At 59.0% G+C, this 21,860-nt stretch carries 16 protein-coding genes and 5 pseudogenes; 7 read left to right on the top strand and 14 right to left on the bottom strand.

Annotation, left to right across the window (positions count from 1 at the left end):
- Positions 1–92 precede the first annotated feature (92 nt).
- Complete coding sequence (tldD, locus tag JCM15831_RS03905) at positions 93–1,556, top strand: metalloprotease TldD (RefSeq protein WP_025822868.1); 1,464 nt, start codon at positions 93–95, stop codon at positions 1,554–1,556.
- A gap of 36 nt (positions 1,557–1,592) precedes the next feature.
- Here the strand turns inward: tldD and JCM15831_RS16485 are convergent, their stop codons facing one another.
- Together JCM15831_RS16485 and JCM15831_RS03915 are read right to left on the bottom strand one after the other, a co-directional pair.
- Entirely contained in the window at positions 1,593–2,036 is a 444-nt protein-coding gene (locus tag JCM15831_RS16485) for a hypothetical protein (RefSeq protein WP_025822870.1), read from the bottom strand.
- A gap of 20 nt (positions 2,037–2,056) precedes the next feature.
- A complete protein-coding gene (locus tag JCM15831_RS03915; RefSeq protein WP_156938735.1) occupies positions 2,057–2,473 on the bottom strand; it encodes a hypothetical protein in 417 nt (138 codons plus the stop codon).
- 181 nt (positions 2,474–2,654) lie between these two features.
- Between JCM15831_RS03915 and JCM15831_RS03920 the strand changes: the two genes are divergently transcribed.
- On the top strand, positions 2,655–2,918 hold the full coding sequence (locus JCM15831_RS03920; protein ID WP_025822874.1) for a DksA/TraR family C4-type zinc finger protein: 264 nt from the start codon (positions 2,655–2,657) through the stop codon (positions 2,916–2,918).
- 19 nt (positions 2,919–2,937) lie between these two features.
- On the opposite strand, the gene JCM15831_RS03925 is transcribed toward JCM15831_RS03920, so the two are convergent.
- The 5 genes and pseudogenes from JCM15831_RS03925 to JCM15831_RS03945 all read right to left on the bottom strand — a co-directional run bounded on the left by JCM15831_RS03925 (position 2,938) and on the right by JCM15831_RS03945 (position 7,728).
- Complete coding sequence (locus JCM15831_RS03925; RefSeq protein ID WP_025822876.1) at positions 2,938–3,873, bottom strand: 2-hydroxyacid dehydrogenase; 936 nt, start codon at positions 3,871–3,873, stop codon at positions 2,938–2,940.
- 122 nt (positions 3,874–3,995) lie between these two features.
- The gene (locus JCM15831_RS22400; RefSeq protein WP_306301823.1) at positions 3,996–4,508 is read right to left on the bottom strand and encodes a fumarylacetoacetate hydrolase family protein; all 513 of its coding nucleotides are present in this window, start codon (positions 4,506–4,508) and stop codon (positions 3,996–3,998) included.
- 513 nt (positions 4,509–5,021) lie between these two features.
- Positions 5,022–5,500, bottom strand: a pseudogene (locus tag JCM15831_RS16495) (YaiI/YqxD family protein).
- 112 nt (positions 5,501–5,612) lie between these two features.
- Positions 5,613–7,052: pseudogene (locus tag JCM15831_RS16500) on the bottom strand (Do family serine endopeptidase); the annotation flags it as partial.
- Between the two features lie 229 nt (positions 7,053–7,281).
- Entirely contained in the window at positions 7,282–7,728 is a 447-nt protein-coding gene (locus JCM15831_RS03945; protein ID WP_025822878.1) for a nucleoside deaminase, read from the bottom strand.
- Between the two features lie 153 nt (positions 7,729–7,881).
- On the opposite strand from JCM15831_RS03945, the gene JCM15831_RS03950 reads away from it, so the two are divergent.
- From JCM15831_RS03950 to JCM15831_RS03970, 5 genes and pseudogenes are all read left to right on the top strand, one after another.
- The gene (locus tag JCM15831_RS03950) at positions 7,882–8,622 is read left to right on the top strand and encodes a gamma-glutamyl-gamma-aminobutyrate hydrolase family protein (protein WP_035773871.1); all 741 of its coding nucleotides are present in this window, start codon (positions 7,882–7,884) and stop codon (positions 8,620–8,622) included.
- Positions 8,619–9,416, top strand: coding sequence for a pseudouridine synthase (locus JCM15831_RS03955; RefSeq protein WP_025822881.1), 798 nt, complete (start codon positions 8,619–8,621; stop codon positions 9,414–9,416). Before JCM15831_RS03950 ends, JCM15831_RS03955 begins: the two co-directional genes overlap by 4 nt.
- Positions 9,416–9,970 (top strand): 16S rRNA (guanine(966)-N(2))-methyltransferase RsmD, encoded by a 555-nt coding sequence (rsmD, locus tag JCM15831_RS03960; protein ID WP_025822883.1) that lies wholly within the window; start codon positions 9,416–9,418, stop codon positions 9,968–9,970. Before JCM15831_RS03955 ends, rsmD begins: the two co-directional genes overlap by 1 nt.
- 248 nt (positions 9,971–10,218) lie before the next feature.
- Positions 10,219–12,923: pseudogene (locus JCM15831_RS22405) on the top strand (DNA translocase FtsK 4TM domain-containing protein).
- A gap of 13 nt (positions 12,924–12,936) precedes the next feature.
- The gene (locus tag JCM15831_RS03970) at positions 12,937–13,596 is read left to right on the top strand and encodes an RluA family pseudouridine synthase (protein ID WP_035773875.1); all 660 of its coding nucleotides are present in this window, start codon (positions 12,937–12,939) and stop codon (positions 13,594–13,596) included.
- Here the strand turns inward: JCM15831_RS03970 and JCM15831_RS03975 are convergent.
- From JCM15831_RS03975 to JCM15831_RS23885, 7 genes and pseudogenes are all read right to left on the bottom strand, one after another.
- A complete protein-coding gene (locus tag JCM15831_RS03975; protein ID WP_025822887.1) occupies positions 13,569–14,588 on the bottom strand; it encodes a glycosyltransferase family 2 protein in 1,020 nt (339 codons plus the stop codon). The two genes, JCM15831_RS03970 and JCM15831_RS03975, sit on opposite strands and share 28 nt — an antisense overlap.
- Before the next feature lie 2 nt (positions 14,589–14,590).
- Positions 14,591–15,493: a dTDP-4-dehydrorhamnose reductase gene (gene rfbD, locus JCM15831_RS03980; RefSeq protein ID WP_025822889.1), complete on the bottom strand. Its 903-nt coding sequence runs from the start codon at positions 15,491–15,493 to the stop codon at positions 14,591–14,593.
- The gene (gene rfbC, locus JCM15831_RS03985; RefSeq protein ID WP_025822891.1) at positions 15,490–16,050 is read right to left on the bottom strand and encodes a dTDP-4-dehydrorhamnose 3,5-epimerase; all 561 of its coding nucleotides are present in this window, start codon (positions 16,048–16,050) and stop codon (positions 15,490–15,492) included. The genes rfbD and rfbC overlap by 4 nt, the downstream gene beginning before the upstream one ends.
- A 10-nt stretch (positions 16,051–16,060) precedes the next feature.
- Positions 16,061–16,969 carry a glucose-1-phosphate thymidylyltransferase RfbA gene (gene rfbA, locus JCM15831_RS03990; protein ID WP_025822893.1) on the bottom strand — a complete coding sequence of 303 codons (909 nt, stop codon included), beginning with the start codon at positions 16,967–16,969 and terminating at the stop codon, positions 16,061–16,063.
- Complete coding sequence (rfbB, locus tag JCM15831_RS03995) at positions 16,966–18,021, bottom strand: dTDP-glucose 4,6-dehydratase (RefSeq protein ID WP_025822895.1); 1,056 nt, start codon at positions 18,019–18,021, stop codon at positions 16,966–16,968. Before rfbB ends, rfbA begins: the two co-directional genes overlap by 4 nt.
- 472 nt (positions 18,022–18,493) lie before the next feature.
- Positions 18,494–19,770: pseudogene (locus tag JCM15831_RS16510) on the bottom strand (MATE family efflux transporter).
- Positions 19,771–20,037: 267 nt separating this feature from the next.
- Positions 20,038–21,828, bottom strand: a pseudogene (locus JCM15831_RS23885) (DUF885 domain-containing protein).
- Positions 21,829–21,860 lie beyond the last annotated feature (32 nt).

Below are 21,860 nucleotides of genomic sequence, written 5' to 3' on the forward strand. Positions count from 1 at the left end.
GCGTCTTTTTCAGTCAGAGATGCTGCTTTCCCCTCGCATTCGGCGACAGGACGCGCCATGTGTCTGAGTTCAAGAAGGAGCTTTTCGTACCCATGACGACCTATGCCGAAGATGCGCCCCTTTCTGCTCTGGCGGTAACGGATCGCCTGTTCTTTGAGCGGGCTGACAGCACGCTGACCCGTGATGAGGCAGAAAAGATCGTGACCCGGTCTCTCGAAGGGATCGAAGATGGCGAGCTCTTTCTGGAGTATCGAGAGAGTGAATCCATCGTGCTCGATGACGGTGTCATCCGATCAGCAAGCTTCGACACGTCTTCGGGGTTCGGTCTGCGCTCGGTCATCGGCCCGGAAACCGGCTTTGCCCATTCGGATGAGATCAGCAAAAGCGCGCTCGAGCGCGCCGCCAGCGCCGTCTCTGTCGTGCGTCAGGGCAGAAGCGGCACCCTCTCGGCACCCCCTCAGGCCACAAATCGTCGCCTGTACGCGCCGGAAAGCCCGCTCACTGACACCGATTTTGCCGCCCGTGCCTCTGTGCTCGGCGAGATCGATGCCTATGCACGCGGTCTCGGACCTGAAGTCGTGCAGGTCTCGGCCAGCATTGCGACAGAATGGCAGGCGGTGCAGATCATGCGCGATTCCGCCTTTCGCACAGCCGATCTACGCCCTCTGGTGCGACTGAACATCTCCGTCGTGCTCGAGCGCGACGGTCGACGCGAGAGTGGCAGCCGGGGCATGGGCGGTCGCTATACCTTGTCCCGCCTGCTGGGCCGCGATACCTGGCAGGACGCCGTCGATGAAGCCGTGCGCCGTGCAAAGGTCAGCCTCGACGCCAGCCCTGCCCCTGCTGGCGAGATGGATGTGGTTCTCGGCCCGGGCTGGCCGGGTATCCTGCTGCACGAGGCCGTCGGCCATGGGCTTGAGGGAGACTTCAACCGGAAAGGGACGTCCAATTTCAGCGACATGGTCGGCAAGCGCGTTGCCTCCCCCGGCGTGACCGTCGTCGATGACGGCACACTGGCCGAAGGACGCGGCTCTCTCACCATCGACGATGAAGGCACTCCCTCCGGTCGCACGGTGATGATCGAGGATGGCATTTTGCGCGGCTTCATTCAGGACCGCCTTAATGCCCGCCTCATGGGCGTGACACCGACCGGGAACGGACGTCGTCAATCCTACGCTCATACGCCCCTTCCTCGCATGACCAACACGCTGATGCTCGGCGGTGATGCCACAACGGAAGAGATGATCCGCTCGACGAAACGTGGCCTTTACGCCGTCGATTTTGGCGGCGGTCAGGTCGATATCACCTCGGGCAAGTTCGTCTTTGCCATGTCCGAAGCCTATCTGATCGAAGACGGCAAGGTGACGCGCCCGGTCAAGGGCGCAACGCTGATCGGCAACGGCTTCGATGCGATGAACAAGATCTCGATGATCGGTCAGGATGTCGCGCTTGATCCCGGTATCGGCACCTGTGGCAAGGCGGGTCAGGGCGTTCCTGTCGGGGTCGGGCAGCCGACACTCAAACTGGCAGGGCTGACGGTCGGCGGCACGGCCTGATCTTTTGCCGGGCGAGGCGTTCTGGTCAGAGCCGGGTTACGCCCCGGCCTGACCGCGCTTCGCGCCGAGAGCCATGCCGATAACCATGGCGAGATAAACCAGCCCCATTTCCTTTTTCGAGAACACCAGTTCCCATCCCGGCGTGAACCGCTTCGGCGTTGCCTTGTAATCGGCAAGCGCGGCAACGGGCCCCAGGGCAGCAGTCACGAGAAGCGCCCTCGTCCGCCCTGTTTTTTTCCCAAGAGCCAGATCGTACAGAACCGACCAGAACAAAAGTGCCCCCACATTGGTGGCGATCCCTGTCGCGCTATGTTTGAGATCGACTGTCTCTTTCTGAGCTGCCTCTGGCCCGACCAGCCAGTGGGCCGTGCAGTTGACCCCCTGCACCGCCTTGAGCCCGCGTCTTTGGGCAAGCACGAGAAGGGCAGCATTACAGGTGAGAGAACCGAGCAGGGTCGAGGCGACAATACAGGTGCGCATGGGGGAAATCCTGAAAAGCTTCAATAAAGGGTAAGGCAGATCGCACCGCCGATGATCCCCATCGTCCAGAAAATGGAGATCACGATGCGATGACGAATGGCGCGCAGAGCCAGAATCCGCAGAAGCGGATCGAGTGGAGCTGCCGTCGCTTTGACGCCTGTGGCGTCATCGATATCCCGACACGTTTCCAGCCGATCCTCCCCCCGAACGCGGACGGCACTGCACCAGTCATGACGCAGTTTTTCCAGCTCGGTACGTCGGTAAAAAGGTTTCGAGCGCAGCATCAGGCGTGGCGGGCCGCATCGAAACAGTTTCAGTGCTTTGAACAGCCCTGGGGTGAGCCCCAGATAGGCGGCAGCCTGAGTAGGGTCGAGCAGCTCCTGAACCGGAAGATGCCGTATCTTGGCGCTGACCTGATCTTCTTCCGACTGAATCATGCCCTGATCTCCCCACCGGATGAACGAGATAACGTCGTAAGGGTTCAGCCAAAGGCCCGCAGATCGACCAAAACCATATCTTTCAGGCAGAAATGGGGTCTTTCGGGCGTGTCGACCCCTTTGAAGCGCAGGCAGGCGACGCAATATCAGAAGCTGTCATCAAGAAAGGGAGAAGAGATTCATGGCCACCGGCTGGGCTCCCGATGGAGCTGTTCAGGACCAGATCGACGATACGATTGCCGATGCCGTCAATCGGGCACGACACGCCTTACCCAAAGGCGAGAGTGCGGAAGAGTGCTTTGAATGCGACGAGCCCATTCCCGAGGCCCGACGCAACGCCATTCCGGGCGTGAAGCTCTGCGTTTCCTGTCAGGCAAAGCGCGATAACCGCCCGGTCTTCACCGGCATCAACCGTCGCGGCAGCAAGGATAGTCAGCTCCGCTGACATCCCTGCTGACCCCTTCCTAGAGCACAGGGGTCAGAAGCGGCTTACCCTGAAAAAACGCGGCAAGATTGTCGAAAACGAGCCGTCCCATGGCGTGGCGCGTTTCGACGGTTGCGCTCGCGCGATGCGCCTGAAGCACGACGTTATCGAGGGAGAAAAACGCCTCTGGCACCTGCGGTTCTTCAGCAAAGACATCAAGACCTGCCCCTCTGATGGTCCCGTCCTGCAAGGCCTGAAGCAGCGCCTCTTCATCGACGACCGAACCACGCGCCACGTTGATCAGCACACCGTCGGGCCCCAGAGCCTGCAGAATATCCTCATCGATCATGTGATAGGATCGTGCGCCGCCCGAGACGCATAAGACGAGCACATCGGCCCATTCCGCCAGAACCCGTAACTCCGGATAGAACGGGTATTGCGGGGTATCGGTCTGCTGGCGCGAGCTGAAATAGGCAATGGTCGTGTCGAACGCTGCGGCACGCTGCGCCAGAGCTTTGCCAATGGCACCGAAACCGGCGATGCCGATCTTCTTGCCTTTGAGGCTCCAGGCATTCGGTACCGGGTCACGGCCCCACCGATTGGCACGGACAAAGCGATCACTCGCGCTGATGCCGCGCATCGCATCCAGCATGAGCCCCATCGCCATATCGGCCACATCTTCGGTCAGCACGCCCTGAGCCGTCGCAAGGCGGATAGACCGTCGACGACATTCATCGAGATCGATCTTATCGATCCCGACACCATTGACCGAGATCACCTTCAGATTAGGCAGCGCATCCATAATCTGGCGCGGCAGGCCACTTCCCCCTCCGGTACTTACCCCCTCGATCCGCTCAGCCAGTGGCCCCAGGGCCTCGAGCGACGTGAACTGATGCAGACGAAAAGGTGCCCCGAGCTGCTCATTGAAGCTCTCCGGCATTGGGTCGATCATGAGGATATCGGTCTTGCTGGCCATGACACATCCGCCTTGCAGGTTACTGGTCTTTCGACCCTAGAAACTTCGCCGCCAGGACGCTCATCACCTTGGCGTTACGACAAAAGAGCCGCCCTCAGCCGCTCTTTCACGCAGAAGCATTCTCAGAACCGAAAAGGGGCGCCCAGTCGCGTCTCGACAGGAAAAAGCCCTTCGAAAGAGACGCAGATCTGTGCAGGATCTTCCAGAAACAGCGTCCCCATGGTCGAGCCTGTGGTTACCACATCGCCAGCGCGCAGTGGACGCCCACGTTCGACAGCATGATTGGCCAGCCAGGTCAGCAGACGCAGCGGATCACCAGCACTATTGCCGCCCGTCTGGTCATATTTCTTTTCCCCATTTACCAGCATGGTCATGGGGAGCGTCGTCGGTGTGAAGTCACGCCACTCCGTGACCCCTCTTCCGACGATGAGCACGCCATGACTGCCCTGATCGGCCAGATGGGAGAAATTATGCTGCGTGTTCGGGGCGACAAACCGCGTATCGAGCAGTTCGATCGCACCATGTATGGCCGCAATCGCCTCAGCGACTTCTTCTTCTGTCCAGGGTTCCGCCCGGGCGGCAGATCGGTTTTGAACGAATAGGCTATCTCTGCCTCGACCCCATGGAAACGGCAGAAAGAGGGTGAAAGATCATGCCCGCTCTCAAAGACCGTCGTCCGATGTAAAGGCGCACAGGAGGGAAGTGCCGTAGGGGTCGCCGCCCCGACTTTCCAGCCGACAATCTCCCCCTTTCCGGCCTCGCTCAGTGCGCGAGCGACAACATCCTGCACCGCGTAAGCCGCTTTGGAATTGAGCGGCACGATGGTCTCAGGAACCGTGTGCAACGGTTTGTTGGTGCGCCGTGCATCGAGAAGAAGCGACGCAAGATGAACATCAGGCGCAGTCTGGGTCGTGGAAACAGTCATGGGCAAATCGATTTCCAAAAAAACAAGCTAGCCCGACCGGGCGATCTCCCCCTTGCCTCTCAGGAACCAAAGCAAGGATCGGTCGGATCATTTCATGAAAAATGACATGAACGTAAGAATTTGGCCATAATTCGTTTAGGGCTGGTGACCGATCTTCGAACACAGATGCGTTGGCTCGTCGCCTGGCGCGCCTTCATGCAAGAAAACGTCGATCCATCCCGGCTCACTCCGGAGGGAGGACCATGGGTCTCAGACGTGGCTTGCGCGCCTTGTTGACCAGCGTGTCCAGCGCAGAAAGAAAGCGGGAGCGATCGGCTTTGCCGAAAGCAGCCCCACCCGGTGTCATCATCCTGCCGAGCGCAGATCGGTCATGAGATTGCGCATGGCCAGCGCCATGCCAATGGCATCGCCATCGAGAAGACGCCCCTTTGGCTCGAGAACATGAGCTCCCTTTTCGACACATCGTGCGGCCAGAGGAATATCCGCTGTAATCACGATGTCCTGCTCGGCCGCGCGCTCGGCAATCCAGTCATCGGCCACATCGGGACCTGACTCGACAACGACACGCTCAATCAGGGGTGAGTCCGGCAAAGCGATCATACGATTGGCCACGACGAACACGTGCAGACTGTAGCGTCCGGCAACGCGATAGACTTCGTCTTTCACCGGGCAGGCATCTGAGTCGATAAAGATACGGGTCATCCCTGTCTTTTGCCGCAAGCTCCTCTGCACGGCAAACACGCGCTCACCTGGTCGGAAACAAAAAAGGCGGAGCCTTTCGGACCCCGCCTTCCTCGCCTGCAAGCGTCTTCTCTCAGTTGGAGTCGTCGCTGCCATCGTCATCGGTGTCGGTGCCAGACGGTGCGATCGCGATGAAGATCTGCTGCCCGTCGCGCAGAACGCGCAGCAGGATCGGCTGCTTGCTCTTGAGCACACCGCGCACAGCGGTCAGCACAGCACGGGGGTTATCGACCTGCGTGTTCCCCACGGCCTGGATAATGTCACCGGGACGCACACCCGCCTGCTCCGCGGGTGATCCCGGGGCAATCTGATTAATGACCGCTCCCTTGACGGTGTCATCGACACCGAGCTGCTGACGCATATCGCGCGAGAGCGGAGCAAGAGAGATCCCGATCTTGCCGCTGCCCGACTGGCTGGAATCGTCGTTCGAGGTCGCATCGGCCCCTTCGCCATCTTTCGGCATGTTGCCGATCTTGGCCTTGAGGGTCTGAACCTTCTGATCGCGCAAGATCGTAAGCGTCACATCGGTGCCGGGCTTCATGGAGACCGTATGCACTACCAGATCATGCACGCTCTTGATCTTGGTCCCGTTGAGTGCCGTCACAACGTCGCCGCTCTTGAGACCTGCCTTCTCGGCAGGACCGCCCGGGCTCACCTGTGCCACAAGGGCGCCTTCAGGCGGAGCACCCGGCTCGCTGGGCTTGAGACCAAGCGCCTGAGCCAGAGTCGGGGAGATGCGCTGCATCAGCACACCCAGATATCCACGCGTGATGTGGCCGGAAGTACGAAGCTGATCGACAACGCTCTTGACCGTGTTCGACGGAATGGCGAAGCCGATCCCGATCGACCCACCGGACGGCGAGATGATGGCGGCATTCACGCCAATCACCTTGCCATTCTGGCTGAAAAGCGGGCCGCCCGAATTGCCGTGATTGATCGGCGCGTCGATCTGGATGAAATCGTCATAAGGGCCGGCATTCAGGTCGCGACCACGGGCCGAGACGATACCTGCCGTCACCGTGCCGCCGAGGCCGAACGGATTGCCGACAGCGACCACCCATTCACCGGGCTGGACATTGTCTGAATCGCCCAGTTCGATGAAGGAGAGCTTGCCGTTCGGCTTGACCTTGAGCAGGGCCACATCGGTCTTCGGGTCACGACCGATAATCTTGGCAGGCAGAACCGTGCCATCATCAAGAGTGACAGACACCTTGGTCGCACCGTTCACCACATGGTTGTTGGTGACGATGTACCCATCATTGGAGATGATGAAGCCCGAGCCGCGCGCTTCAACCGTGCGATGCGGCTGCTGTGCCTGAGGCGCCATCTGGAATGGGAAAGGGAACGGAAACGGCATGCCCTGCGGCATCTGCTGGCCGCCACCACCGCCCCCCTCTTCCTGCTCCGCAACGTCGGCGCGGATACGCGAGGTGATGGACACGACGGCAGGCTTCACCTGCTTCACCAGATTGACGAAATTCGGCAGGGTCTGGAGCTGTGTCTGGGGGGTGATCGGCTTCGGCCCAGGCGGGGGACGTCGCGCCGATCCCGAGAGAAAGAGCGGTGGCCGCCATCAGGGCCAGCGGGCGAAATTTCCGTGAAGGCGTCGAACGAACAAGCATGGCGTCAGTCATGATCTTTCCAACTTGGGCACCCCCTTGGGTGCGGTATGGTAAGAGAAACTTATGAAGCCGCCCTGGGTTCGTCTAGAATGGCGCAGGGTAAAAACGTGGTAATCCATTTCAGAGAGCGCGCGATGTACGCAGCGATCTGAAGAATTCCTTCAGAAGCAAGGCATTTTCCTGCTCACAGAGACCTCCCACCACCTCAGGCCGATGCAGGCAGGCGGGTTGCTCAAAAATCCGTGGCCCATGATCGACACCCCCGCCCTTGGGGTCGTAGGCTCCGTAAATCACCTTCCCCAGCCGGAAATGCACCATGGCGGCCGCGCACATGGGGCAGGGCTCGAGGGTGACCACCAGCGTACAATGAGACAACGAGCGCCCGCCAAGAACCGCGGCGGCCGCACGCATGGCCAGGATCTCCGCATGAGCACTGGGGTCCTTGCGTTGCTCAACCTCGTTTCCCGCCTGAGCGATGACAGTGCCTTCTGGGCCAATGACAACAGCCCCGACGGGCACCTCTCCCTGTGAGGCGGCAAGACGTGCCACATCGAGCGCCCTGACCATACCGTCGCGAGCCGCAATACGGTCCGTCGCAGCCTCACCGGGCGTCGAGCCCAGGCTGGCGCAAGATTGTCGGACATTATCGCACACAGGATCTCTCACTCTCGGTAAGCAGGCGCTTTCGGTTTGCTTCAAAACCCTGTTTACATCGTCATCATGACACGCGCACCTCTCATCGGCCTTACCCTCGATATCGAGCCCGGCGGACCGCAGGCCTTTTCGCGCTGGCCTTATTACGCCCTGCGTCAGAATTATTTCGACGCTGTTATCAAGGCAGGCGGGCTGCCGGTCGGCCTGCCTCACGATCCGGCTCTCGCCATGGATCTGATCGACCGTCTCGATGGTCTGGTCGTGACAGGCGGCGCCTTCGATCCTGATCCGGCGCTCTATGGGGAAGCGCCTCATCCAGCAACCACACTCAAGCCTGGCCGCACCGAAGCCGAACTGGCCTTTCTTGCCGCTGCCCGTGAGCGTGACCTGCCCATTCTCGGGATCTGCGGCGGGATGCAGCTCATGGCCATCGCCTGGGGTGGGGCGCTTCATCAGCACCTCCCCGACCATGCTCCAGGCCCTATCGCCCATGAACAACCTAACCCGCGCAATGAAGCCGGGCATGAGATCCATGTCGTATCCGACAGCCTTCTGGCGCAATGCACGGGCCAGAAAACGATGCGCGTCAATTCCTCCCATCATCAGGGTGTGCGGGACCCCGGCGCCCTTGCCATCAGCGCCCGCGCGCCGGATGGTGTGATCGAGGCCATCGAGACGAATGATGGAATTTTTCGTCTGGGGGTGCAGTGGCACCCGGAATTCGCTATCGATCCCGGTGATGCGCGTCTATTGGCTGGATTGATCGACGCGGCCCGACACGCGACACCACAGGACAGACGAGCATGACTGAAGAACAAAAAGGCGACCGCATCGCCAAATGGATGGCCCGCGCAGGCGCAGGCAGCCGACGCGATATCGAACGCATGATCGAGGCCGGGCGCATTCGTATGAATGGTGCTCCGGTCGAGCATCCGGCCACTTTCGTTCAGGATGGCGATATCATCCAGCTCGACGGCAAGGTGATCGGCAATAAAGAGCACACACGCGTCTGGCGCTATCACAAGCCTGACGGGCTCATGACGACCCATCGCGATCCGCAGGGCCGCCCGACGGTATTCGACTCCCTGCCCGAAGGCATGCCGCGTGTCGTCAGTGTCGGACGCCTCGATATCAATTCCGAAGGGCTTCTGCTGCTCACCAATGACGGCGAACTGGCTCGACGCCTCGAATTGCCGTCGAATGCCTGGATCCGACGCTATCGCGTTCGCGTATTCGGCGTCGTCGACGAGCGCAAACTTGCAGCACTGGCCAAGGGCTCCGAGTTCGATGGCGTTCGCTATGGCCCGATCGAGGCCGGGCTGGACTCTCAGAAGGGCGACAATGCCTGGCTGACCGTCAGTTTGCAGGAAGGCAAGAACCGGGAAATCCGCCGCGTTATGACAGGCCTGAACCTGCATGTAAGCCGCCTCATCCGTGTTTCCTACGGACCTTTCCAGCTCGGCACGCTGCAAAAGCGTGAGATCGAAGAGGTTCAGGGCAAGATCCTGCGTGAGCAGATTCCGGGCCTCGCCGCCGCACCGCGCCGTGTCCGTCGGGTCGTGAAAGACACAACGCCTGCGCCCGAAGCGACAGAAGAATAATGCGTATCGTCGGCGGCGAGCGCAAAGGCGTTATCCTTCAGTCTCCTCGTGGCGAGACCACCCGTCCCACCTCCGACCGCGCACGACAGGCCGTGTTCGACATGTTGGCCCATGCCCCATGGGGCGGGATGGAGTTTTTGCACAACGCCCATGTTCTGGATGCCTTTGCGGGCACTGGTGCCCTCGGGTTAGAGGCGCTCTCACGAGGTGCTGCTTCGGCCATCTTCATGGAACAGGACCGCAGCGCGCGCGCCGTTATCTCCGCCAATATCCGAGCCTGTCGCTTCGACGACCGAGATCTGTCGGTGCTGACCTGCGACGTGACGCGTGCTCCGCGCGCATCACGCCCCTGCACGCTCGTCTTTCTCGACCCCCCCTATGGCAAGGCTTTGATCCCAGCCGCCCTCAAGGCGCTGACCCGCTCAAACTGGATCGATCCCAACGCCGTAATTGTCGCCGAGAGCGCGGTTGCAGACGAAATCTCGATCGACCTTCCTCTGCTTGCCGAACGGCGTTTCGGCGTTGCTCAGGTGCGTATCTGGCGCGCATCCTGATCTCGCAGCTCGCCTTCTCCCCGGCGATGACGCCAGACCGGCCCTCAGGGGTCACCGGCCAGAGTGTTTTCTATCATTATAAACGCGGAACTCTTTCCAAAAGATGACCCTCCCTGACGGAGGAAGGAAGAGCGCTGCTTTGCACGATATTGACGAAATCCGGTCCTTTTTGACTCTCGTCTCGTCGCGTTGTTCCGCTATAGTTCTGCCACACGACAGGAATAGTTTCAGACGATGCTCGACGCCCCATGCGCGGGGTGCAACGTATTGCGCAAGAACAGGAAGATGCGAATTTGGCTTTGTTCAGCCGCCGGTTTTCTCCCACCAATGCCTCCCCCAGACTACGCAGCCAGTTTCATGACCGGCTGACGGAGCTTGGTGGCTTTATTCTGCTCGCCCTCGCCCTCGCCCTCAGCGTCGCCCTGTGGAGCTACAACCCACAGGATCCGTCCTTCGACACCGCTACCAAGGCCGTCCCGACCAATATCCTCGGCCAGCCCGGCGCGACGCTTGCCGACGCCCTGGTGCAATGGCTCGGCCTCGCAAGTGCTCTACCGATCATCGTCATGCTATGCTGGGCCTGGCAGATCGTCCGTCATCATGCCCTCAGCGTGCCCATCCTGCGGTTGATCGCGTTTCTCTGCCTCCTACCGGTCGCCGCAGCCCTGATCGCGACACTTCAGGTCCTGATGCCGGTCCTGACGACGACCTGGCCTTCAAGAGCAGGTCTGGGGGGGCAACTCGGACTTGTGCTCGCGGACCATCTCGTATCGACCGGACGGGCGACCCTGGGACGCACAGGAGGGATCGTCTTCTCTCTTCTGGGGCTGCTGCTGACCCTGCTTCTGGTTCCGCTCGCTCTGGGCCTGCGACGCAGCGAATGGCGTGCCCTGTTCAGGGGTGCGCGCTCCGTCGGCAAAGGCTCGGAACATCTTGCCCGGCGCATGGGTCACCGTGCCCGCCAATCGACACCCCCTGACTGGAGCAGCTACGAACCGGTCGAAGCGAACGCCTATCGTCACGAGCATCCTCACCCTGAACCTCGGCGGACACAGGGGGCTGCACGACAGCCTTTCATTCCGGCCAATACCGGATGGCTTCAACCTCCGGAAAAAACGGAAGAGACGCTCCCGGCGCTGCGCGCTGCGCGGACAGAACCCGAACCGGCCCCTACCGCTGAGCCGCCGCCGTCGAACCCCTATGCCGTCCAGCTGGCGAAAATCGCCCGCGATCAGGATAGCGGGCAACGCCATGTTGCCGTGACCCATTATGCCGAAGCGGAAGATCCCGCACCTCTGACGGAAGAGCCAGCACCACAGCCACTCCCTCAAGAAGAACCCAAGCGCGGTCTTTTCGGCTTCGGACGTGCGCGCACCGAAACCCCACCCCAGGCTCCGCCAGCAGCGACCGGAAGGCAGGCTGGGACAACACAGGCTGGCAGGCTCCCTCACTTGGCCTGCTCCGCAAGGCGCCCGATCTCGGCCATAATGGCCCGTCGAACGAAGTGCTTCAGGCCAATGCGCGTCTGTTGGAGCAGGTTTTGTCCGATTACGGCGTACAGGGGCAAATCGGCGATATCCATGCTGGCCCGGTGGTTACGCTCTACGAGCTCGAACCCGCCCCCGGCATCCGCTCCGCACGCGTTATCGGGCTTGCCGATGACATTGCACGCTCTCTCTCGGTTCTGAGCGTCCGTATCGCCACCGTGCCGGGTCGCAATGTCATCGGTATTGAAGTGCCCAATGCCTCGCGCGAGACGGTTTATTTTTCGGAACTGCTCGACACGCCCGAATTTCATGAACCAGGCGCGGCGCTTCGCCTTGCGCTGGGCAAGGATATTGCGGGTAACCCTGTTTATGCCGATCTGGCCAAAATGCCTCACCTGCTGATTGCGGGCACCACGGGCTCGGGCAAATCAGTTGGTGTGAACGCCATGATCCTGTCCCTTCTCTACCGGCTGACGCCGGAAGAGTGCCGACTGATCATGATCGATCCCAAAATCCTCGAGCTCTCGATCTATGACGGTATCCCGCATCTGCTGACACCGGTCGTGACGGAACCGAACAAGGCCGTCGCAGCGCTCAAATGGACCGTGCGTGAGATGGACAAACGCTATCGCTCCATGGCGCATCTGCAGGTCCGTAACATCACCGGCTACAATCAGCGCGTGCGTCAGGTACGAGGCACGGGCGAGCTGGTGACCCGACGGGTCCAGACAGGATTCGACCCGGAGACAAATCAGCCCGTTTTCGATGAGCAGCAACTCGCGCTTGAGACCATGCCCCATATCGTCGTGGTGATCGACGAAATGGCCGATCTCATGATGGTCGCAGGCAAGGAAATCGAGACAGCCGTGCAGCGTCTGGCCCAGAAGGCGCGTGCCGCAGGCATCCACGTCATCATGGCGACCCAACGCCCCTCCGTCGATGTCATTACCGGCACGATCAAGGCCAACTTCCCGACACGCATTTCCTTTCAGGTCATCAGTAAATTCGACAGTCGCACCATTCTGGGCGAGCAGGGTGCCGAGCAGCTTCTGGGCCAGGGCGACATGCTCTACATGCAGGGCGCTGCTCGCATCACGCGCGTACACGGACCTTTTGTAGCCGATAGCGAAGTGGAAGATGTCGTCGCCGATCTGCGCAGCAAAGGCGAACCGATCTATAATGACGAGGTGGTCTCTAACCTCGAAGATGAGGGAAGCAGCAGCTCCAGTAGTAATGGCATGGGCGGCGGCGGTTATGACGCCGAAGCCAGCCTGTTCGATCAGGCCGTCGATCTCGTAACCCGCGAGGGCAAAGCCTCGACCTCCTTCATCCAGCGTCATCTGTCGATCGGCTATAACCGCGCAGCCAAAATCATCGAGCAGATGGAAAAGGAAGGGATCGTGAGCGCCGCCAACCATGTCGGCAAACGCGAGGTTCTGGCCCGTCGTCAGCGCGATGAAGACTGAGTTTTCTCTTCCGATGATTACTGATTTTCCCTATCCGATCCTGTATCAAAGCCCGCGCCTTGTCGTCATCGACAAGCCTGCCGGGTTGCCGGTTCATCCCGGTCCGCAGACCAGACATTCGGTCGAAGCGCTGTTCCCGCTCCTGTCACGACGCAAGGATGGTCCCTGGCTGGTGCATCGTCTTGATGCCGACACCTCTGGCTGCCTGATGATCGCGCTTCGCAAACAGGCTCTGATCGACGCGCAGGCGCTTTTTGCCTCGGGTCAGGTCCAGAAGACCTATTGGGCTGTCGTCAACAATGCTCCTGCGGCCGACGAAGGCATGATCGACGCTCCTATAAAGAAAATAACCGCCCGGGAAGGCTGGCACATGGCTCCGCATCCAGATGGCCAGAAAGCCCAGACAAACTGGCGCGTGCTTTCCCGCGGAAAAGGGCGAGCTGTTCTGGAGCTGACGCTGCTGACCGGACGGACCCATCAGGCACGTGTCCATTGCGCAGTTCTGGGAAGCCCGATCATCGGTGATGGACGTTATGGGGGGAATGCTGGCCCGCTGCATCTCATGAGCCGGGCCCTCGACGCCACGTTGCCGACAGAGCAGGTATCAGTGCGCGCCGAGCCCCACGACATCATGCGCCGCACCTGTCAGGATTTTGGGCTTCTGCTGCCGTAAATCACAAACCACAGTCGAAAAAGCCAGGTCTCAGCGGTGCGCTGACGGGTAAACTCGCGCTCTGATAACATCAACTGCAAACGAGACAGGCATGAGCCCTTCAGACTCTCTTCCAGCTTGGCAAGAAAATCTCTGGCCTCAGGAGACAATTCCACTCCAAGATCTGGAGCCTTCAGACGATCGACCAACCCAGCCAGCAGCGCCATAAAAACTTTCGGGCCACGACGTAAAGCACGAGCGCCCCGAATGATACGGGAACGTTCGACGCCAACTGCGTTGCGTGGGTGCTGTCGATAGAAACTGACGCAACGCTCATCGAACACAACCTGACCGCCAGTTCCCAAAACAAGCAGATAGCTCCACCAGTCGTGCAACACACCCTTGGGCGGCGGAACCGGTCGGATCAATGTCGCGGCCTCCGCATTAAGCAGGACGGTGTGACCCGTGGCCAGATTCTGGATCAAGGCAGAACGAAAATCAGGTGCACGCTCGAGCGAGAGAGACGGTCCCAGCACAGTGAGTGTTTCATCGGTCAGCAATTGCCGGGCACAATACAGGGCCGGTCCGTGAAGCAACTCGATCTTTTCACGAGCCCATGCAAGTTTCTGCGGGACCCAGACGTCGTCCTGATCCGCGAAAGCGATCAACGCATCGTGTGGTGCCGCGTCGAGCAGAAACGCATAGGATCGCGCCACACCGACATTGCCCGGCTCGGCGGGGACCTCAATGCAACGTCCCTGACCCCGATGCTCCTGGAAGGACAGCATAATGGCACGCGATGCATCCTGCGAACCGTCATCGCGCCAGTACAGACGCCAGTTATCATCTGACTGAACCAGAAAACTGTCGAGCTGCTGATTGAGATAGGCCTCGCCATTATAAACGGAGAGCAGAATCGCGATCGGCGGCACCAGGGCCGCCCGTTTTGAATCACGCCCACCTACCGCGTAGAGACGCGGTGAAGCAGAGACAGCCTTGTTCTGCCCCGTCACGTTCAGGCCGGCTTGTCGGCGAAATGCTCATCGACGGCACGCGCGACGCCATCGCGCCAGTCTGGCAGACGAATGCCAAAAACCCGTTCCAGCTTGCTACAGTCGAGCCGGGAGTCCTGAGGACGCTTTGCAGGAGTGGGCCAGTCTGCGGTACCGATTGACGCGACTTCCAAAGGCATGGTCTGACCGTGACGGACCGCCTCCTCAAGGGCTGCCACTGCCAGACCGTGCCAGCTCGTCTCGCCTGAACCACTGGCATGATAGAGACCAGCGAATTTGTCTTTCCAACTGGTCTGAATCTGATCCGCGATCGCGAGAATAGCCTTGGCCAGATCATCTGCGCTGGTCGGGTTTCCATATTGGTCACCAACGACTTTCAGGTGCGAGTTCTTCGCCCCTGCATTGACCATGGTCCTCACGAAATTCTTGCAATGACCCGAATAGACCCAGGACGTTCTCAGCACGATGCTTTTGGGCTGAGCCTCAAGCACAGCCTGCTCACCGGCGGCCTTCGTACGTCCGTATACCGTCTGAGGCGTTACAGGATCCGTCTCAACGTAAGGCGCCCCCTTGTCACCGGCATAAACATAGTCGGTTGAGACATGAATTAGAGGAATGCCTTTAGCCGCGCATAACCGCGCCAGCTCGGCAGGTCCCGTCTCGTTGGCTGCTCTGGCGCCTTCGACATTGCTCTCGGCGAGATCGACCGCCGTCCAGGCCGCCGCATTCACGACAAGCGATGGTCTGACACGCTCGAGAGTCGCTGAAATCGTCTCGGGGTCGGCCAGATCGAACGACGGGCGTCCGACCAGCACGACGCGTTCCTTGCCGATGATTTTGAGCGAGGTCGCGAGCTGACCCTGACCGCCGGTAACGAGAATGCTGTATTCGGGTGTCGTGCTCATGAGTACTGAAACCACCCTTTGGCTTCCGTGAAATGAGGAGCAACCTTGTCCTTGTCAGACAGGACCACCTCATCTGCACTGATCGGCCAGTCTATCGCCAGATGCGGGCAATTCCAGATCACCGCACGTTCCGACGCCTTATCGTAAAGCCCCGTGCACTTATACTGAACTTCGGTGTTTTCCTGAAGCGTCACAAAACCATGCAGGAAGCCTGGCGGAACCCAGAGCTGGGACCAGTTTTCCTCGGAGAGTTCCGCAGCAACCCACTTACCATAGGTCGGTGAGCCGGTTCGGGCATCGATCGCGACGTCCCAGATTGCCCCCTTGGTGCAGCGCACGAGTTTGCCCTGAGCATGAGGCGCGAGCTGACAATGCAGGCCGCGCACAACGCCCTTTTGCACCGACAGGCTCTGATTGTCCTGCACGAAAGGCAGATCAATGCCGGCTTCAACCATCTTCTGATGATTATAGGTTTCGGAGAAGAACCCGCGTGAATCGCTGAAGCGCTGGGGCGTGACGAGAATCACGTCGGGAATGGCGAGACGGTCGACTTTCAACACTCTTCTCCTAGCTACGGCCGAACTGGTTCTGATTGGCAAGTTCAAGCAACATGCGACCCAGCTCGGTTTTCTTCTTGGCGTTGCCCTGAGTGATAAGCTGCTCACGGTCAATGAAGCCCATTCGATAGGCCACTTCGGTCGGAGATCCCACCAGCATTCCCTGTCGGGACTGGATGGTCTGCACAAAAAGACCCGCCTGCATGAGGCTGTCCGGCATGCCGGCATCGAGCCAGGCACAACCACGCCCCAGACGATCGACCTGTAGCGATCCCTCTTCCAGATACATCTGGTTGAGATCGGTGATCTCTAGCTCGCCTCGAGGGCTCGGCTTGACCCTCTTCGCAAACTCCACGACGCGATGATCGTAGAAATAAAGCCCTGTCACAGCCCAACTCGACTCAGGCTCGGTCGGCTTCTCGACAATACGCTCTGCGCGCCCACTCTCGTCGAAACTGACCACGCCATAACGCTCGGGGTCGCGCACCTGATAGGCAAAGACGGTCGCCCCTTCAGGGCGCGCAGCCGCTGCGCGCAGGAGCACACTCAGATGATCTGCAAAGATCAGATTGTCACCCAAGGCCAGAGCACAAGGTGCACCATCGATCCAGTCTTCACCAATCAGAAAAGCCTGTGCCAGACCGTCTGGCGAGGGCTGCTCGCGATATTCGAAGCGTACCCCAAACTGGGATCCATCGCCCAGAAGGCGCCTGAACTGCGGAAGATCATGAGGCGTACTGATGATCATGATATCCTTGATTCCAGCCAGCATAAGCGTGGTCAGCGGATAATAGATCATCGGCTTGTCGTAGACGGGAAGCAGCTGCTTCGATGTTGCCAATGTCATCGGGTGCAGACGCGTGCCTGACCCCCCGGCGAGAAGGATACCCTTCATCGGCTTCGAGTTTGCGGCGCTCATGCTTTTGTTCCCAGTCTCTGTCCGGTGTAGCGTCGGGCGCGAATGCCCTCCCACCATGTGCGGTGATCAAGATACCATTGTACCGTGCGGCGGATGCCCGTTTCAAAATCATGCGTCGCCTTCCAGTCAAGTGCCTGTTCGGCATGGCTGGGGTCGATCTCATAACGGAAATCATGGCCGGGACGGTCCGTAACAAAACGGATCAGCCGCTCGCGCGGGCCCGCCGGGTCCGGTGACAATTCATCGAGAACGGCACAGATGGTTTTTACCACCTCAAGATTGGTGCGCGGCTGGCGTGCGCCAATCGCATAGGTTTCACCCGGCTGACCACGTTCCACGGCCCGCACCAAGGCCTCAGCATGATCTTCAACGAACAGCCAATCGCGGATATTTTCGCCCTTGCCGTAAACCGGCAGCTCCTTGCCTTCGAGCGCATTGATCGTCACGAGCGGGATCAGCTTTTCGGGGAAGTGCCAGACACCGTAGTTATTGGTGGTGTTGGTGACAAAGGTGGGTAACCCGTAAGTGTGATACCAGGCGCGCACCAGATGATCAGACGCCGCTTTGGACGCTGAATACGGACTACGCGGATCGTAGGGCGTCGTTTCGGTAAATGGCGGATCGTCCAGTTCGAGATGCCCGAAGACTTCATCTGTCGAAATGTGGTGAAAGCGGAAAGCCTTCTGCGCCTCTGCGTCGAGCGTTTGCCAATACCGGCGGGCCGCCTCCAGCAGGGCATAGGTTCCGGTGACGTTTGTCTCGACGAAAACCCCCGGCCCATCGATCGAACGATCGACATGACTTTCGGCAGCGAGATGCATCACCGCATCAGGACGATACTCCTCAAAAAGTTTCTGAAGCTCGACACCATTCACGATGTTGACGGCAGCATGGCGGTAACGTGGGTCAGAAGCCACATCGCCGACAGTTTCTTCCGAGGCCGCATAGGTCATGCAATCCACGTTGAGGACTTCATGAGAGGTATGACGGATCAAATGCCTGACCACGGCAGATCCGATGAACCCACAACCACCTGTCACTAATATTCGCATCACCACTCTCAGTCACAGCATTTTCGAAGGCGGTTCAGAGCACCCACACCACCTGTTTCATCCCTCACTACAATCTGTGAGTCGGTAGGAAAGATGGTATCTGCGTCAAAATACATCCTTGCGCTTTCTTAATGACTACATGAAACGTTTTCCTATCGTCCGATGGAAGTTTGGTAATATATAGAAACACGCAAGGAATTTTTGATTTGAATTAATTAATATAATAATTGTACATATTTATTATTTATGTCAAAGAAAATATATCTATAATTTATACTAGTTGTACGGTATATTTCATTAATTAATATTTCTTTTTTGTGTGAATTCTGAATTTTTCCATACAACTATGATTTTACCGGTATTTTTATGATACGCCTTCTTCTCAAGTAAAGCGATTTGATCAGATCGAAGCATTTACCTATGTGTTTCACTAGATCGCTCGATGATAAATACTCCGTGAGAGGCTGATGTCTCAAAGCTTCTTTATGACACGAAATGCCGTCAATGCGGCCAGACTTCCAAAAATCACAACACCCAGTGACTGACCGATCAAAATGCCAATTGGCCCGTAAAACGATCCAATCCAGACGAAGGGGATCGTGCCCAATGTTGCCCGTCCCCAGTTAAATCCTGTCGAATAGAACGGGTGACCCAGATTATTGAACGCCGTGTTGGAGACGAACAGCAGCCCTACGAAGAAGTAGCTTGCCACCAGCCAACAGCAAAACAAGGTGACGATATGGGCTGCCACTCCCTTCGAGGCGAAGAGATGTAAGATTGGCGTGTGAAACGCTGCCAGGATGGCCCATGTCAGCAATACGCAAAGCGCCGTCAGCTTGAGCGAAGCATAGAGCGCCTCACGGACACGGTCTTTTCTCCCCGCCCCCAGATTCTGCGACATGATCGGACCAACCGAGCCGGTCAACGCAAATACAAAGGCAAATGCGACAGGTACGATACGCTCGATCGTCGCCTGCCCGGTAATCGCCTCAAGACCGAAACGCGACATGAAATGGGTGGTGAATAATCCGCCCACAGGCGTCGCCAGATTCGTCGCTATTGCTGGCAAGGCAACGGCACCAATCTGCCGCGTCGCGGGCGCAATGGCCCATAGACGCGGCATCTCCAGCATACGATGCTCACGCAGACTGAAAAAGCCGAAAGCCACTACAGTCCCACGTGAGATGATCGTACTGATGGCGGCTCCGGTAAGCCCCATATCGAAGCCGAAAATCAGGATCGGATCGAGAATGGCCGAGACGATTGCGCCCACAACAGTGACCTGCATCGAGCGCCGCGCGTCACCCACACAGCGCAAGAGAGCCGATTGAGCCATGCCGTAGCAGACCAAAGGCAGGAACGGGGAAACCAGATGCATAAACCCGGCCGCCTGAACCAGCGCCTCGCCGCTCGCCCCCAACAGCTTGAGTAAGAACGATGCCAGAACAGCCGTCAGAGTACCGAGAACGGCCGTCACACCGACCATGACAACGATGAAGCTGAGGCAAAGCGCCGCGCCCGGATCACCCGGCGAGCCCCGATCAAGCGGCCGATAATCGCACCCAGCCCGATCGTCATGCCGATGGACACCGCGACCTGAACATAGCCGAGAGCCGCGGCAAACCCGATTGCCGCCGTAAGGGCCGGGTTATGCAGATGCGAGATATACCAGAAATTGAGCAGATCGACCGCGAACACGGCCATCAGCCCGATTGCCCCGGTTCCGGCCATGACCACCACATGGCGCATGATGCTACCGTGAACGAATCGCGCAGACCGGGCCGCCTTGAGATCGACCTCGGGCGGCAATTGCTGCGACGGCAGCTCTTCCGAGGTAGTCAGACCGGGAGTAGACGAAGTCAAAGCCATATCCGGATGATCCTGCCCCGTTTCCAGACAAGTGGAAACGACTGAAATCCGGATTAGCTTTTTTTTTGCGATATTTCAGCGGCCTGCTTCAGACACGCTGAAGAATTTGCGCTTCGATCAGGGCGGAGCGTGCTCCGCCCTCTCTCGTTATTTCTGACCTTTGAGGTCGGCAATCCAGGCATCGACACGGTCAGTCAGGAGATTGAGAGGCAGAGCCCCGCCCGACAGAACGACATCGTGAAACTTGCGAATATCGAATTTGCTACCCAGCGCAGTCCTGACCTTTTCACGCAGATGCAGAATGGTCTGCTGACCGAGCATGTAACCCAAAGCCTGACCGGGCCAGGCGATATAGCGATCGGTCTCGGCCTGCATGTCAGGTTCGCTGGTTGGCGGATGAGCATGGAAGAATTCGAGCATCTGGGCTCGGGTCCAGTGCAGATCATGCACACCCGTGTCCAGAACCAGACGATCGGCACGGAGCAATTCCCCGTTCAGACGACCGTAATCGCTGTAGAGGTCCTTGTAGAACCCCAGCTCCTTGCCGAGCCCCTCCGCATAAAGCGCCCAGCCTTCGATATAGGCATTGTAAAAGCTGCTGACGGAACGGGGGGAGTGGCAGGGACTGGGCGGTCGAAATCTGGAAATGATGCCCGGGCACACCTTCATGATACGCCGTGTCCTCAGCCGTGTAGATGTCGCGCTTTGCAAAATCACCCGTATTGACGAACACGATACCTGGTCGCGAGCCGTCAGGCGTGCCCTGATGATATTCGGCACCCGCAGCTTCCGCCTCGCGGTAGCGTTCAACGGGGCGCACTTCCAGTTTGGTGGCCGGAATCTTGTCGAAGTACCGTGTCAGAGCCGGCTCCATCTGGGCGATGTAGCTGCGATAGAGATCGATGATCTGCTCGCGTGATGTCGCGAAGAGCTTCGGATCCTTGGCCACCGAGGCACGCAGAGCTGCCAGATCGGCAAAGCCGAGCTTATGCGCGATTTCGACCATCTCGCCCTCGATCTTGGCAACCTGATCGAGCCCAAGCTGATGGATCTGTTTTGGCGTCATGGTCGTCGTGGTCAGGGTACGAATATCGTAGCGATAGAGTCTTCGCCCCCCGGGAGTGCCCAGACGCCATCCTGTGTACGACCATGAGCGGAATAACCCTGCTTCATGAAGGCTGCCAGACGCTGATAGGCCGGGCGCACATCGTGATCGATCGCTGCGATGATGGCCTTGCGCAAGCGTGCCTGATCCGCAGCAGGTACGGCAGCAGGAAATTTCGTGACCGGTTCACCGAACGGGCTTTTTTCTCCTTCCGGCGCGGCAATCTGCTCGACCTGCAGCTCTGCTTTTTCGAGCAGGAAGCGCGGAGGCATGAGACCGTCCTTCTCACCCAGACGGGCAAGGGCAATTACCTGATCGATAGCCTTGGGGATGGCGCGTAAACGAGCAAGGTAATCTTCGTAATGCCTGGTGCTGTCGAACGGAATGCTGGAGACGAAACCCGGATATTGCAGCTGGGCGCCATTCATCTGGTCGATGGGCATTTCATACGTCTTGAGACGAATGCCCTCGAGCGTATCCTGCAGTTGCTGGATGATCATGGCACGGCTGATCTGCCGCTGATCGTCGAGGGACGCCGGGGCAATGGCTTCGAACTGCTTCAGGAAACCGTTCAGGACGGGCACGGAGCCCTTGATGTGGGCAACAGACAGATCGGTCCAGCGATCATTGTAGCGATAATCCCCGATCGACGTCGCCAGCTCGGGAGCGTTTTTCAGCTGATACTGCCACTCTTGATCGAGCAGACGATCGAACGCTTCAAAAGCGCCCTGTCCGGTGGCGCTTGTCTGGGCAGGGGCAGCCAGGGCCGTCGTTGATGCGAGGAGGCAGCCAAGTCCCATCAGGGCAAGGCGGGAAGAGCGGGGGAATCTCATGAGAGTCGGATCTCCTGATGCGCGCCAGGCAC

It is taken from the genome of Asaia astilbis JCM 15831 (genome assembly GCF_000613845.1).
Taxonomy (GTDB): Bacteria; Pseudomonadota; Alphaproteobacteria; order Acetobacterales; family Acetobacteraceae; genus Asaia; species Asaia astilbis.

What these genes read in the sequence shown, in the direction of transcription:
- tldD (WP_025822868.1), top strand. Translation starts at nt 93, where the DNA reads ATGACGACCTATGCCGAAGATGCGCCCCTTTCTGCTCTGGCGGTAACG.
- JCM15831_RS16485 (WP_025822870.1), bottom strand. Translation starts at nt 2,036, where the DNA reads ATGCGCACCTGTATTGTCGCCTCGACCCTGCTCGGTTCTCTCACCTGT.
- JCM15831_RS03915 (WP_156938735.1), bottom strand. Translation starts at nt 2,473, where the DNA reads ATGATTCAGTCGGAAGAAGATCAGGTCAGCGCCAAGATACGGCATCTT.
- JCM15831_RS03920 (WP_025822874.1), top strand. Translation starts at nt 2,655, where the DNA reads ATGGCCACCGGCTGGGCTCCCGATGGAGCTGTTCAGGACCAGATCGAC.
- JCM15831_RS03925 (WP_025822876.1), bottom strand. Translation starts at nt 3,873, where the DNA reads ATGGCCAGCAAGACCGATATCCTCATGATCGACCCAATGCCGGAGAGC.
- JCM15831_RS03945 (WP_025822878.1), bottom strand. Translation starts at nt 7,728, where the DNA reads ATGGTCAGGGCGCTCGATGTGGCACGTCTTGCCGCCTCACAGGGAGAG.
- JCM15831_RS03950 (WP_035773871.1), top strand. Translation starts at nt 7,882, where the DNA reads ATGACACGCGCACCTCTCATCGGCCTTACCCTCGATATCGAGCCCGGC.
- JCM15831_RS03955 (WP_025822881.1), top strand. Translation starts at nt 8,619, where the DNA reads ATGACTGAAGAACAAAAAGGCGACCGCATCGCCAAATGGATGGCCCGC.
- rsmD (WP_025822883.1), top strand. Translation starts at nt 9,416, where the DNA reads ATGCGTATCGTCGGCGGCGAGCGCAAAGGCGTTATCCTTCAGTCTCCT.
- JCM15831_RS03970 (WP_035773875.1), top strand. Translation starts at nt 12,937, where the DNA reads ATGATTACTGATTTTCCCTATCCGATCCTGTATCAAAGCCCGCGCCTT.
- rfbD (WP_025822889.1), bottom strand. Translation starts at nt 15,493, where the DNA reads ATGAGCACGACACCCGAATACAGCATTCTCGTTACCGGCGGTCAGGGT.
- rfbA (WP_025822893.1), bottom strand. Translation starts at nt 16,969, where the DNA reads ATGAGCGCCGCAAACTCGAAGCCGATGAAGGGTATCCTTCTCGCCGGG.
- rfbB (WP_025822895.1), bottom strand. Translation starts at nt 18,021, where the DNA reads ATGCGAATATTAGTGACAGGTGGTTGTGGGTTCATCGGATCTGCCGTG.